Origin of the sequence: Streptomyces sp. NPDC006798, assembly GCF_040635975.1 — a bacterium.
GTDB lineage: Bacteria > Actinomycetota > Actinomycetes > Streptomycetales > Streptomycetaceae > Streptomyces.
The window spans coordinates 106,072-118,847 of record NZ_JBEYIS010000023.1; the positions used below are offsets into that span (position 1 = coordinate 106,072).

At 68.6% G+C, this 12,776-nt stretch carries 11 protein-coding genes; 5 read left to right on the forward strand and 6 right to left on the reverse strand.

Features of this window, described 5'->3' with window-relative positions; translation table 11 throughout:
• Window positions 1-40: 40 nt before the first annotated feature.
• Both grpE and dnaK read right to left on the reverse strand, forming a co-directional pair.
• A complete protein-coding gene (gene grpE, locus ABZ714_RS18070) occupies window positions 41-724 on the reverse strand; it encodes a nucleotide exchange factor GrpE (RefSeq protein WP_358826219.1) in 684 nt (227 codons plus the stop codon).
• On the reverse strand, window positions 721-2,577 hold the full coding sequence (gene dnaK, locus ABZ714_RS18075; RefSeq protein ID WP_358826220.1) for a molecular chaperone DnaK: 1,857 nt from the start codon (window positions 2,575-2,577) through the stop codon (window positions 721-723). The genes grpE and dnaK overlap by 4 nt, the downstream gene beginning before the upstream one ends.
• 300 nt (window positions 2,578-2,877) lie before the next feature.
• Here dnaK and ABZ714_RS18080 point away from each other — a divergent pair, with 300 nt between their 5' ends.
• The 4 genes from ABZ714_RS18080 to ABZ714_RS18095 all read left to right on the forward strand — a co-directional run bounded on the left by ABZ714_RS18080 (window position 2,878) and on the right by ABZ714_RS18095 (window position 8,609).
• A complete protein-coding gene (locus ABZ714_RS18080) occupies window positions 2,878-3,477 on the forward strand; it encodes a sugar transferase (protein WP_358826221.1) in 600 nt (199 codons plus the stop codon).
• A 144-nt stretch (window positions 3,478-3,621) separates the two neighbouring features.
• Complete coding sequence (locus tag ABZ714_RS18085; protein ID WP_358826222.1) at window positions 3,622-5,916, forward strand: (Fe-S)-binding protein; 2,295 nt, start codon at window positions 3,622-3,624, stop codon at window positions 5,914-5,916.
• A 165-nt stretch (window positions 5,917-6,081) separates the two neighbouring features.
• Window positions 6,082-7,002, forward strand: coding sequence for a Yip1 family protein (locus ABZ714_RS18090; protein WP_358826223.1), 921 nt, complete (start codon window positions 6,082-6,084; stop codon window positions 7,000-7,002).
• Between the two features lie 170 nt (window positions 7,003-7,172).
• Complete coding sequence (locus ABZ714_RS18095) at window positions 7,173-8,609, forward strand: recombinase family protein (protein ID WP_358826224.1); 1,437 nt, start codon at window positions 7,173-7,175, stop codon at window positions 8,607-8,609.
• A 166-nt stretch (window positions 8,610-8,775) separates the two neighbouring features.
• On the opposite strand, the gene ABZ714_RS18100 is transcribed toward ABZ714_RS18095, so the two are convergent.
• The 4 genes from ABZ714_RS18100 to ABZ714_RS18115 all read right to left on the reverse strand — a co-directional run bounded on the left by ABZ714_RS18100 (window position 8,776) and on the right by ABZ714_RS18115 (window position 12,291).
• A complete protein-coding gene (locus ABZ714_RS18100; protein ID WP_358826233.1) occupies window positions 8,776-10,224 on the reverse strand; it encodes a replication initiator in 1,449 nt (482 codons plus the stop codon).
• A 230-nt stretch (window positions 10,225-10,454) separates the two neighbouring features.
• Complete coding sequence (locus tag ABZ714_RS18105) at window positions 10,455-10,649, reverse strand: hypothetical protein (RefSeq protein WP_358826225.1); 195 nt, start codon at window positions 10,647-10,649, stop codon at window positions 10,455-10,457.
• Window positions 10,646-11,950, reverse strand: coding sequence for an FtsK/SpoIIIE domain-containing protein (locus tag ABZ714_RS18110; RefSeq protein WP_358826226.1), 1,305 nt, complete (start codon window positions 11,948-11,950; stop codon window positions 10,646-10,648). Before ABZ714_RS18110 ends, ABZ714_RS18105 begins: the two co-directional genes overlap by 4 nt.
• Window positions 11,947-12,291, reverse strand: coding sequence for a hypothetical protein (locus ABZ714_RS18115; RefSeq protein ID WP_358826227.1), 345 nt, complete (start codon window positions 12,289-12,291; stop codon window positions 11,947-11,949). Before ABZ714_RS18115 ends, ABZ714_RS18110 begins: the two co-directional genes overlap by 4 nt.
• 153 nt (window positions 12,292-12,444) lie before the next feature.
• On the opposite strand from ABZ714_RS18115, the gene ABZ714_RS18120 reads away from it, so the two are divergent.
• A partial coding sequence (locus ABZ714_RS18120) for a GntR family transcriptional regulator (protein ID WP_358826228.1) occupies window positions 12,445-12,776 on the forward strand: 332 nt, incomplete at its 3' end.

The window sequence follows — 12,776 nt, forward strand, 5'->3', positions numbered from 1 at the left end:
GGTGCCGCGCACGCTCCGTACGCGTACGCCTTCCTGTGCGTCAGCCCTTGTCCGGGCCACCGCTCTCCTCACCGTCGGCCTCGCGGCCACCGGTCTCCTCGCCGCCGTCGGACTCGTCGCCCTCCTTGGCGGCGGGCCCGGCGCCCGGCTGGGGCTCGGCGACGGCCACCCGCGCGGGGCGGATGGTCCGCTCGCCGATGCGATACCCCGGCTGGAGCACCGCGACGCACGTCGTCTCGGTGACATCCGGCGCGTAGCTGTGCATCAGCGCCTCGTGGATCGTCGGGTCGAAGGGCTCGCCCTCCTTGCCGAACTGCTGGAGGCCCATCTTGGCGACCGCGGTCTCCAGGGACTCGGCGACGGACTTGAATCCGCCGACCAGCTCCCCGTGGTCCCGGGCGCGGCCGATGTCGTCCAGCACGGGCAGCAGCTCGGACAGGAGGGTCGCGGTGGCGATCTCCTTGACCGTGACGCGGTCCCGCTCCACACGGCGGCGGTAGTTCTGGTACTCGGCCTGGAGCCGCTGGAGGTCGGCGGTGCGCTCGGCGAGCGCCGAACGCGCCTGGTCCAGCTCGGCCGTCAGGCCTGCGGTCTTCTCCGCGTCCCCTGCCGGGGCCGCCGGGCCCTCCTTCTCGGAGGGCGCGGCGGTCTCGGCGGCGTCGTCGGCGGTGGCGCCGGAGGGGACGTCGGGCTTCTCGTCGAAGCCCGGGGTCTCCTCCGTCACGCGGCACCGTCCTTGGGCTTCTCGTCGTCGACGATCTCGGCGTCGACGACGTCGTCGTCGGCCTTGGCCTGACCGGCGTCGCCCTGCGGGGCGCCGTCGGCCGCGCCGGCCTGCTGGGCCTGCGCGTCGGCGTACATCGCCTGGCCGAGCTTCTGGGAGACGGCCGCCAGCTTCTCGGTCGCCGTGCGGATCTCGGCCCCGTCCTCGCCCTTGAGCTTCTCCTTCAGCTCGGTGACGGCCGTCTCGACCTCGGTCTTCACCTCGCCCGGGACCTTGTCCTCGTTGTCCTTGAGGAACTTCTCGGTCTGGTAGACGAGCTGCTCGCCCTGGTTGCGGCTCTCGGCGGACTCGCGGCGGCGGTGGTCCTCCTCCGCGTACTGCTCGGCCTCCTGGCGCATCCGGTCGACCTCGTCCTTCGGCAGCGAGGAGCCGCCGGTGACGGTCATCTTCTGCTCCTTGCCCGTGCCCAGGTCCTTGGCGGTCACGTGCATGATGCCGTTGGCGTCGATGTCGAAGGAGACCTCGATCTGCGGGACGTTCCGCGGCGCCGGGGGCAGCCCGGTCAGCTCGAACATGCCGAGCTTCTTGTTGTACGCCGCGATCTCGCGCTCGCCCTGGTAGACCTGGATCTGCACGGACGGCTGGTTGTCCTCGGCCGTGGTGAAGATCTCGGAGCGGCGGGTCGGGATCGTGGTGTTCCGCTCGATCAGCTTGGTCATGATGCCGCCCTTGGTCTCGATACCGAGGGACAGCGGGGTGACGTCGAGCAGCAGGACGTCCTTGACCTCGCCCTTGAGGACACCGGCCTGGAGGGAGGCGCCGATGGCGACGACCTCGTCCGGGTTCACACCCTTGTTGGCCTCCTTGCCGCCGGTCAGCTCCTTGACCAGCTCGGCGACCGCGGGCATCCGGGTGGAGCCGCCGACCAGGACCACGTGGTCGATCTCGGAGAGGGCGATGCCCGCGTCCTTGATCACGTTGTGGAACGGGGTCTTGCAGCGGTCCAGCAGATCCGAGGTGAGCTGCTGGAACTGGGCGCGCGTGAGCTTCTCGTCCAGGTGCAGCGGGCCCTCGGCGGAGGCCGTGATGTAGGGCAGGTTGATCGTGGTCTCGGTGGACGACGACAGCTCGATCTTGGCCTTCTCGGCGGCCTCGCGGAGGCGCTGGAGCGCCATCTTGTCCTTGCCGAGGTCGACGCCGTGGCCGTTCTGGAACTGCTTGACCAGGTAGTCGACGACGCGCTGGTCCCAGTCGTCACCACCGAGGTGGTTGTCGCCGTTGGTGGCCTTCACCTCGACGACGCCGTCACCGATCTCCAGCAGGGACACGTCGAAGGTGCCGCCGCCGAGGTCGAAGACGAGGATCGTCTGGTCGTCCTTGTCCAGGCCGTACGCCAGGGCGGCCGCGGTGGGCTCGTTGACGATCCGCAGGACGTTGAGGCCCGCGATCTCACCGGCCTCCTTGGTGGCCTGGCGCTCCGAGTCGTTGAAGTACGCCGGGACGGTGATGACCGCGTCGGCCACCTTCTCGCCCAGGTACGCCTCGGCGTCGCGCTTCAGCTTCTGCAGGATGAAGGCGCTCATCTGCTGCGGGTTGAAGTTCTTGCCGTCGATCTCGATCTTCCAGTCAGTGCCCATGTGGCGCTTGACCGATCGGATCGTCCGGTCGACGTTGGTGACCGCCTGGCGCTTGGCGACCTCGCCGACCAGCACCTCGCCGTTCTTCGCAAAGGCGACGACGGACGGCGTGGTCCGGGCTCCCTCGGCGTTGGTGATGACGGTGGGCTCGCCGCCCTCCAGAACGCTGACGACGGAGTTAGTCGTGCCCAGGTCGATGCCGACCGCACGTGCCATGTCAATTCCTCCAGCTGACTACTTGAGTGGAACTGACTCAAGGATGCCTCACACCTCCGCGCGAGTCAACAGACCTGAGTCGGGCCCGCTCAACTTTTATCCGCCCCTTATCCGCACCCCGACCGCGGGCCGGATCGCGGCTCCGGGACCGGCGCGGGTGGGCGCGGGGCGGGCGCGGGCGTGGCATCTCCACCCCCCGACCCCGATCTGCCACAGTCGTCCACCGAGGAATTCACAAAACCCCCATACAGCACCATTCCGTACGATTCCCCTGGCCGTCCCTCCGGTGGGAGAAGAGCGATGTCCCCCTCCAAGCGCGCCGTCGACCTCCTGGGCGGCTCCCTCCTACTACTGCTCCTCGCCCCCGCCCTGCTGGCACTCGCGATCGCCGTCGCCGTCCCGTCGCGCGGCCGGATCCTGACCGGCGGGGCCCGGGCGGGCGCGGGCGGGCGGCCGTTCCGGATGCTGATGTTCCGGGCCGTCCCCGGCACCCGGACCGGCCGGCTGCTGCACCGCCACTACCTGGACCATCTGCCCCAGCTCTGGCATGTGGTCCGGGGCGAGATGTCACTGGTGGGCCCGCGCCCGCTGCCCCCGGACCGGATCCTGACCGGCGCGGAGCGGGCCCGTACCGCCGTACGCCCCGGAATGACCGGGCTCTGGCAGACCGGCGGCAGATCGGGGCTGCCGTGGGAGGAGATGGCGGTCCAGGACCTCTACTACGTACGGGAGCACTGGCTCGGGCTCGACCTGGCGATCATGGCCCGTACGCTCCCCGTACTCCGGCGCGGCAGACCCGCCCGTACGGCCGCGGAGCCCGGCGCCGCCGTACGCGTACCGCGCCCCTCCGCACGCCCCCCGGACCAGGCCGAGCCCGCGTACCGCGCCCACCGGGACTGAGGCGAGCCTGAGCGACACAGATCACCGCCCGCGCGGCTACAGTGCGGCGTCATAAGTGGGTAGTCTCGGCCCGAAACCATTAAGTTACCGCTTAGTAGTGCGGTCGTGCCGGACCGCTCCCCTCGCAGTCCCGAGGAGCCCGAAATGCAGCTCGCCGCGATCGTCGTGTCGCTGGTCCTGACCGTGGTCGCCGTCGCGCTCATCGCCCGAGCCGTCGCGCAGATCTACCGCTTCGTCAAGCTCGGCCAGCCCGTCCCCGCGGGCAGCCGGGTCAACGACCCCAAGCAGCGCACGATCACCCTGGCGAAGGAGTTCCTGGGGCATACCCGGATGAACCGCTGGGGCATCGTCGGCTTCGCCCACTGGTTCGTCGCGATCGGCTTCCTCACCCTGCCGCCGACCCTGCTCCAGGCGTACGGCCAGCTCTTCGAGGCCGAGTGGATCCTGCCGGTCATCGGCGGCTGGATCCCGTTCGAGATGTATACCGAGTTCATCGGTCTGATGACGGTCGTGGGCATCCTCGTACTGATCGCGATCCGGCTGCTGAACCTGCCCTCCCGGGCGGGCCGCAAGTCCCGGTTCACCGGCTCCAAGGCATGGCAGGCGTACTTCGTCGAGTACGTCATCCTCACCATCGGCCTGGCGATCCTCGTCCTGCGCGGACTGGAAGGCGCCATCCACGGCGTGGCCGGCTACGAGGCCGCGTACTTCGTCTCGTACCCCCTGGTCGCCGCCTTCGACGGACTGGACACCGGCACCCTCCAGAACCTGATCTACCTCACCGCCGCGATCAAAATCGGCACATCGCTGGTCTGGATGATCACCGTCTCGCTCAACACCAATATGGGCGTCGCCTGGCACCGCTTCCTGGGCTTCCCCAATATCTGGTTCAAGCGGAACGCGGACGGCGCGACGGCGCTCGGCGCCCTCCAGCCGATGACCAGCGGCGGCAAGGAGATCGACTTCGAGGACCCGGGCGACGACGACGTCTACGGCGTCTCGCAGGTCGAGCAGTTCTCCTGGAAGGGCATTCTCGACTTCTCCACCTGCACCGAATGCGGCCGCTGCCAGTCCCAGTGCCCCGCCTGGAACACCGGCAAGCCGCTCTCCCCCAAGCTGCTGATCATGTCCCTGCGGGACCACGCCCACGCCAAGGCGCCCTATCTGCTCGCGGGCGGCGGCGCAGGCATGGAAGGGCTCAGGGATGAGGAGCGGGCGTCCGCCGAGGCCCTGAAGGACGTCCCCGCCGCCGCGCTCGCCGAGGCCGAGCGCCCGCTGATCGGGACGCTGGAGGAGAACGGCGTCATCGACCCCGACGTGCTGTGGTCCTGCACCACCTGCGGCGCCTGTGTCGAGCAGTGCCCGGTCGACATCGAGCACATCGACCACATCGTCGACATGCGCCGCTACCAGGTGATGATCGAGTCCGCGTTCCCCTCCGAGGCGGGCACGATGCTCAAGAACCTGGAGAAGAAGGGGAACCCCTGGGGCCTGGCGAAGAAGGCGCGCGTCGAGTGGACCAAGGAGGTCGACTTCGAGATCCCGATCGTCGGCCGGGACGTGGAGGACCTCACCGAGGTCGACTACCTCTACTGGGTCGGCTGCGCCGGAGCCCTGGAGGACCGGGCGAAGAAGACCACCAAGGCGTTCGCCGAACTGCTGCACATCGCGGGCGTCAAGTTCGCGATCATGGGCGGCGAGGAGAAGTGCACCGGCGACTCGCCCCGCCGGCTGGGCAACGAGCCGCTGTTCCAGCAGCTCGGCCAGGAGAACGTGGCCATGCTGAACATGGCCTTCGGCGAGTCCCTCGACGAGGATGGCGGGGTGGCTCCCGAGACGAAGAAGCCCAAGTCGGCGAAGAAGATCGTCTCCACCTGTCCGCACTGCTTCAACACCATCGCCAACGAGTATCCGCAGCTCGGCGGCGAGTACGAGGTCATCCACCACACCCAGCTGCTCCAGCACCTCATCGACGAGGGCAGGCTGATCCCGGTGACCCCGGTCGAGGGCCTGATCACCTATCACGACCCCTGCTACCTGGGCCGCCACAACAAGATCTACACCCCGCCGCGCGAGATCATGTCGGCCGTCCCGGGCCTGCGCCAGCAGGAGATGCACCGCCACAAGGAACGCGGCTTCTGCTGCGGCGCGGGCGGCGCGCGGATGTGGATGGAGGAGCGGATCGGCAAGCGGATCAACGAGGAGCGGGTCGACGAGGCGCTCTCCGTCAACCCGGACATCGTCTCCACCGCCTGCCCGTTCTGCCTGGTGATGCTGACGGACTCGGTCAACGGCAAGAAGAACGCGGGCACCGCCAAGGAATCCCTCCAGGTGGTGGACGTGGCCCAGCTGCTGCTCGACTCGGTGAAGACACCGCCGTCGGACCCGGAGCCGCTGGCGGATCCGGAGGACGCGCCGGAACCGGAGCCGGTGAAGTAACGGCGACGTACGGAACGGGCCGGGAATCTCGTACGTCCCCGGCCCGAGGGCCCTCCGGCCACCCCCTCCGGGTCCCCCTAAGGGATGTCACAGCTCCGCCGCAATGGGCCCGTCTCGTCCCCTCGGTGGAGTCGCGATCCGCCGGAACGGGGTACGTTCGAGAGCGTGGCTGGATTCAGGATCGGACGCGGCCGGGACAACCGCGCGCAGCAGCAGCGCCCCCCACGGGGGGCGCCGCAGGGGCCGCCCCAGGGCCAGCCCCCGCAGTACGGGCAGCAGCAGCCGTGGCCCCAGGCGGGCGGCGGCTACCAGGGGGGACAGCAGCCCGCGTACGGGGAGCCGGAGTACTACGGCGATCCGCACCAGGGCCGTCAGTACCCCCCGCAGCACCAGCAGCCCCCGCACCACCAACAGCAGCAGTACCAGCAGCCGCAGCATGATCCGTACGCGGCGGACAACCCGGGCCACACCCGGGCGTTCACGGTCGACGACCCGTACGGCCAGGGCGCCACGTACCAGGCGGGCAGCGCGCCCGCACCGGCGGGCCCGCGGCTGCACTGGAAGCAGTTGCTGAGCGGAATCGTCACCCGACCGGCGCAGACCTTCCTCCAGATGCGGGACTACCCGGTCTGGGGCCCGGCGCTGGTGGTCACGCTGCTCTACGGCGCGCTGGCGATCTTCGGCCTCGACGAGCCGCGGGACGAGGTCATCAACGCCACGCTGTCGGCGGCGGTGCCCGCGGTCCTGATGACGGCGGTCGCCTTCGTGATCGGCGGAACGATCCTGGGCGCGGTGACGCACACCCTGGCCCGCCAGTTCGGCGGTACCGGCGCCTGGCAGCCCACCGTGGGCCTCTCCATGCTGATCATGGCGGTCACGGACGCGCCGAGGCTCTTCTTCGCCCTCTTCCTGGGCGGCCAGAACTCGTTCGTCCAGCTCCTGGGCTGGGCGACCTGGCTGGCGGCGGGGGCGCTGTTCACGGTGATGGTGAGCAAGTCGCACGACCTGCCCTGGCCGAAGGCGCTGGGCGCGTCGGCGATCCAGCTCTTCGCCCTGCTGTCACTGATCAAGCTGGGCACGATCTGACCCGGGGGCCGGCCCGCCCGGCCCCCTCCTCACCCCTCTTCAGGAGTCGAGGATCTGCCCTTCACGGCGTACGACGGGCTTCTCGACGGACCAGGCCGAGTGAACTGTATGAGGGTAGTAGCCTCTTCCGGCATCGTCGCGGCACGTCGCAGGCAGGGGAGGCCCCGGCAGTGGCACGAAAAGTGGGGATCTATAGCCGCATCTCACGGGACGACGAAGGCGATCAGTTGGGCGTCGCCCGACAGCGCGAGGACTGCGAACGACTCGCTGATCTTCGCTCATGGCACGCCGTGAAGGTGTACGAGGACAACGACGTATCCGCGTTCAAGCGCAAAGTGGTGCGCAAAGAGTTCGAACTGATGCTCAAGGATCTTCGGGCAGGACTCATTGACGGAGTCATCGCCTACGACCTTGACCGCCTTGCCCGCCAGCCACGAGACCTTGAACGCCTGATCGAGATTTTCGACGACCGTCCGCGACTGGAGTTCGCGACGGTGACCAACGAAGTGAACTTGGGAACGCCCGACGGCCGCACCATGGCACGAGTCATGGTTGCGTTCGCCAACAAGTCATCCCATGACATGGCTCGTCGGATCAAGCGGAAGCATCTGGCACTTGCCCAAGAGGGAAAGAGTAGCGGAGGCCCAGCGCCGTACGGATGGCGAAAGGACGACAGCAAAAGGGTCGACCCTTCAGCCGCCAAGGCCATCCGGGATGCACAGCGCGATATCCTCACGGGAGTGTACATCGGCACCATTCGGAGATGGTGGCAGGAAAAAGGACTCGGGAATCCTCGCGCGGGCACCACGCGCATGGCACATCACCACGTGGAGCACATCCTCACCAACCCCCGACTGGTCGGATACCGGACTTACCACGGAGAGATCCTTTACCGTGAGGACGGTCAACCCGTCATGGGCGAATGGGAACCCATCAATACTGTCGAGGAATGGGAGGCGGTCTGTCAGGCGATCGCCGAGCGGAAACAGAAGCGCCCCGATAGGCCACTCGGCCGTAAATACCTGCTCTCAGGCATCGCACGATGCGGTCTGTGCAAGAACAAGATTCGGGGTCAAGTCAACCGCAAGTGGACGGAAGGCTCCAAGGCATCGAAGTACAGCTATCAGTGTTCAGTCGTCAATGGCGGCTGCGGCAAGGTCGCCAGGGTCGGCCAGCCCGTCGACAAGTTGATTGCGCGCCTTGTCCTCAAGGAGCAGCGCGAGAAGGCAGCGACGGCCCGTAGCCCGGCTGAAGAAAATTGGCCGAAGGAGCAGGAACTAGCGGGCGTGATCGCCGATATCCGCCAGCTCATGGAAGCGGAGAAGGCGAAACAGATCACAGTTTCCACTCTCTTGCAGTTACTGCCCGACAAGGAACGCCTTCGCGACGAGCTGAAGCTAGAGCGTTCCCGGTTCCACAAGGAGCAGAAGCAGCGCGAGGCGAAAGGGAATACCGCCGACCTCACCGAAGCGGAGTTCTTCGATCTGCCCATCGAGCGCCAAAGGGAGATCGTGTTGCACAGCCTCTCAGCAGTGATCATTGACCCGGCGGGAAGAGGGCGAAGGATTTTCGACCCTGACCTCATCCACCCCATCTGGCGGGAATAACATCGAGCCGGAATAGAAACAGAGGCCCCGGACATTTATCCGGGGCTTCTGTCATGTCGTCTTACGATGCAGTAGACGCGCGCGCTCGGCCCACGCCTTGTTTCGGGTCGGAGCACGCGCAAGGTGCCTCCTGACCCACTCGTCTCCGCTAGTGACCTTCTTGAGTTCAGCCAAGGCCGCGCAGCCCGTCTTGAAGTTCACGCATCAAGGCGGCATTCGCGCTCCGGTCTTCAGCGATTCCTGAGGCGATGAGCGCGGCGCCGGGGGTGTGGCCTGAGTCGAGGTATCGCCAGTGGTGTTCGACGGCGGTATCGGGGGTGGCCGTGGGGCCGACGTGTTCGGCGCGGTCGGCGCGTAGGGCTGTGTAGGTGGTGGAGTAGGCGCGGGATTTGGTGAGGATGTGGCCCCGGTATCCGAGGGTGTGTGTCCAGGGGCGGAGGCGGAGGGGTCCGTATTCGGGGAGTGCGCCGAGTCGCCAGCACGTGTGCATGAGGGTGCGGGCGTGTTCAGTGGCGGGGACGGTGTCGATGTCGGCGCGGTGGCGTATGGGGTGGTCTGCTCCGGCTCCGGTGTCGCGGGCGCCTTTGGTGACGTACTTCGCGATGTAGGCGGCTACGGCGTCGTCACTCGGGCCGCTGTCGGTGTCCGCCTCTGTGACGGTGCGGGCGTCGAGCTGAGGGCCCCAGCTCAGGGTCAGTTCTCCAACGGCGCGGCTGTAGGGGGTGCGGACGGCGACGGCGCGGGCGGCTGTGCGAACGGCGTGGGTGAGGGTGTCGGCGGTGCCCCAGGCGGGCGGGGGGTCGTCGGGTCCCCCGGGGCCGTCGAGGCGTACGACGGCATGGAGGTGAATGGCTGCCCGCCGCTGGTACTCGGCGATCTTCGCGAAGGAGAGCCGGACGTGATCATGGAATCGGGCTTGGGCGGCGCCGGCGACCGTGGCGAGGTGGCGCCGAACGGCACGGGTGAAGCGGTCCCAGAGCTGCCCCGCGTGGGCGTGCCACAGGACATGGGCGGGGTAGTCGTAGCAGTCGGCGCACAGGGGTTGCCCGGCCCGGGGGTCGGTGGCGGAGTGCCGGGCGGTGCAGCCGAGGGGGCGCCCGTGTTCGCAGACGCCGGGGGTGCGGCGGGGGCGGCACGGCTGGTCGTCGGCGGCCCGGTGGACGGCGCCGAAGGAGGGGGCGGTGAGGGTGAGGAAGAGGCGGGGGCGGTCCCGGACGGATACCGGGACGCTCTTGCCGCCAGTGAGGCCCGCGCGGACGAGGTGGTACGTGTCGCCCGAGTGGAGGCGCGAGCAGGGCGCGCAGACGGTGGCGCGGCGGTTTCCGCAGCGGATGAGGAGACGTTCGCCGGGTTCGTCGCGGGTGGTGTAGTGGTGGAGAACTTCGCCGGTCGTGGTGTCGCGTGTGGTGGTGGTGCCGGAGAGGTGGACCGGGTGGGAGCATCCGCCGGTAGCGGTGACCTGTTCGAGCCAGCGGGGAAACTGCGGGTCCCTGGCGAGTCGGATGGCGTCGCGGTCTGTTTCGGTGAGGTGGCGCAGGCGCGCCGAGTGGTCGAGTTCGGCGCGCCTGCCCGCCGGGGTCGTGTCGTTGGGGGTGGTGATGGTGGGGGTGGTGATGGTGGGGCCCTTTCGGGGTGGGCCGCTCTAGCGGCGCGGAGGGTGATGGAGGGCGGGTGATCGTTCATGGCTGCTCCTCTGGTCGATGAGCGGATGGGCGGTGAGTCAGCGGATGGTTCCGGTGCCCCGGCAGCAGCGGCAGCGCCGCAGGCGTCCGGTGCGGGTGGTGCGGTGGCGCTCCCCCTTGCAGATGGGGCAGCGCACGGGGCGCATGGGCATGTGACCTCCTGTCAGGTGCCGGTGAAGCCGGAGACGGCCCAGGTGACGACGGAATCGACGGTGAAGATCACCGGTGTCTGTCCGAGGTAGATGCCGAACAGGCCGATGGCAACTGCCTGCCACACCTTCACGTCGCGCGAGCGGACGAGGAGGACGGTGACGATTCCGAAGATCAGGGCGAAGGGGATGGCCGCCTGCTCGCTCATGTGTCGTCGCCTTCCTGCTCTCCGGTCATGGCGCGGTCGAGGTGGCGCAGACGGGGGGTGAGAACGGCGTACCGGGCTGCGGTGGCGGCTGCCTCCTCCGGGGTGAGGGGGTGGGAGCGGGCGCGTTCCCATCCGCCGTCGGGACCGGTGCAGATCGCCACGCCGGGTTCGCCGGAGGTGATCGACTGAGCGGCGGCTACGGCATCCTTGTCGAGGTCACCCAAGGTCATCTCAGCCGTCCCGGGGTCATGGACCCGATGGCAGATCCGGCCGCCGAGCTGAGCCCGCAAGGCCGTTACCCCCGGGCCGAGATCGGAGCCCACGCGCTGCCCGGCGACCACCAGGTGAATGCCGAGTGCGGCGCCGAGCTGGACCAGGCGCAGGAGCATGGTGGAGCACTGTTCAGCTTCGGCCCGGCCGGTGCGGGTGCCATCGGAGAGGTACAGCTCCGCCACCTCATCCACGATGACCACGATCGGGACGGGCCGCACCTTCGGCGACAGTTCCCAGATGGAGCGGACGTCCTCTCCCCGGCATAGCCGTGCCCGCTGGTGCAGCTCGATGAGGAGCCCGCCGAGGAGGGCGACCGCTTCCCGGCGCGAGGTGGCCAGGGCCGACAGCCGGGACGCGAAGGGCCCCAGTTCCATGCCGCCCTTGCAGTCGATCCCTACCAGCGCAACATCCTGCGGGGCGAGTTCGGCGATCAGCCGGGCGAGGAGCGTGGACTTGCCCGACCGGGTGGCCCCCGTGATCAGCCAATGCGGCACCACCAGCAGATCGAGCACCCAGGCCCGGCCGGACTCTCGAATGCCGGTCAGGGCGGACAGCAGCGCTTTCGGAGCGGTCGCCAGCCCGGGGCGCGCCAGCGGATCGGTCCCGAGTGCGGTGAGCCGCACGAGGCCCCGTTCCGGGGAGGTGACCCGGACCGCGTGCACCTTCCACGCATGAGTGAAGGCGTCGGCCGCCGCCCGGTAGACGGCCGGGGTCTGCCCCGGACACATCCGGACCGTCACCGACAGCCCGAGCCGTGTCGCCCGGGGGAAGGAGACCCGGGGGATGGCCGGGCGCAGCGCTTCACCCTTCACCACCAGGTCCCCGAGCAGGGCGCGCGGCGGACGCCTGTTCACCGTCAGGTCGTTGAGGAGAGTCACCCGCCGCCAGGTAGACCACACCTTCCAGGCCGCCAGCGGGTACCCGGCGATGTACCAGTGTCCGACGGGGCAGCGGCGCCGTAACAGCTCTCCCCCGCCCAGAACCCAGACGAGCGCGACGGCCGCCAGGACCAGGAGCGCCGCACTCATTCCGCACCGCCGGTCTTGCCCGTGCCGGGCGGAACGGGGGTGATCGCGTTGGCCCGGAAGCTGATTCCGTGCCGGTCGCCCATGGCCCAGGCGAACGCGACCAGGCCGGTTACCCGGACCTCCGTACCTTCGGTGACGCCCTTCTGGTCGCCCGGCACCGCGATTTCGATCACCGAGATCCGACGCGCTTCCTGACGGACCATCACAGCGACGGTCCACACCGGGTTGCCCTCCCGGTCCTTCTTGACCTCCTTGGTCTCCGCGTTGCTGTACTTCACCTCCGGCGGGATGGCGCACCGCAGTACGCCCAGCCGCGCCGTGTCCACAGGGATGGACTGCATGTGTGGTGGTCTCCTTGACCTCTCGGACGCCAGCACCTGACGTCACTTGTCGTTACGAGTGACGAATATGCATGTCTTGACTCGCAGAGGCAAGCACTTATGCTGACGAGTGACGTAAGCGACTCTGAATCGATCCGACGACGGAAGGCCGACATGGCAGGCATCAAGCGCCCCGGACCCCTGTACCAGCAGGTGGCCGACGCGATCCGACAGGGCATCGAGGAAGGGGAGTACCCGCCCGGAAGTCCTCTTCCCTCCGAGGCTCAGCTCATCGAGGAGTACCAGGTCAGCCGCCCCACCGTGCGCAACGCGGTCGCCGCACTCCGGTCCGAAGGGCTCATCGAGGTACGGCACGGCAAAGGCAGCTTCGTCAAGGGAGTGACCGCGCCGCACCTGGCGATCGACCGGACCCTCACCCGCGCCGGAACCACGTACACGACCGGTGGCCCCTCATGGCAGGAGGCACACGAGGCCACCGTCTACCG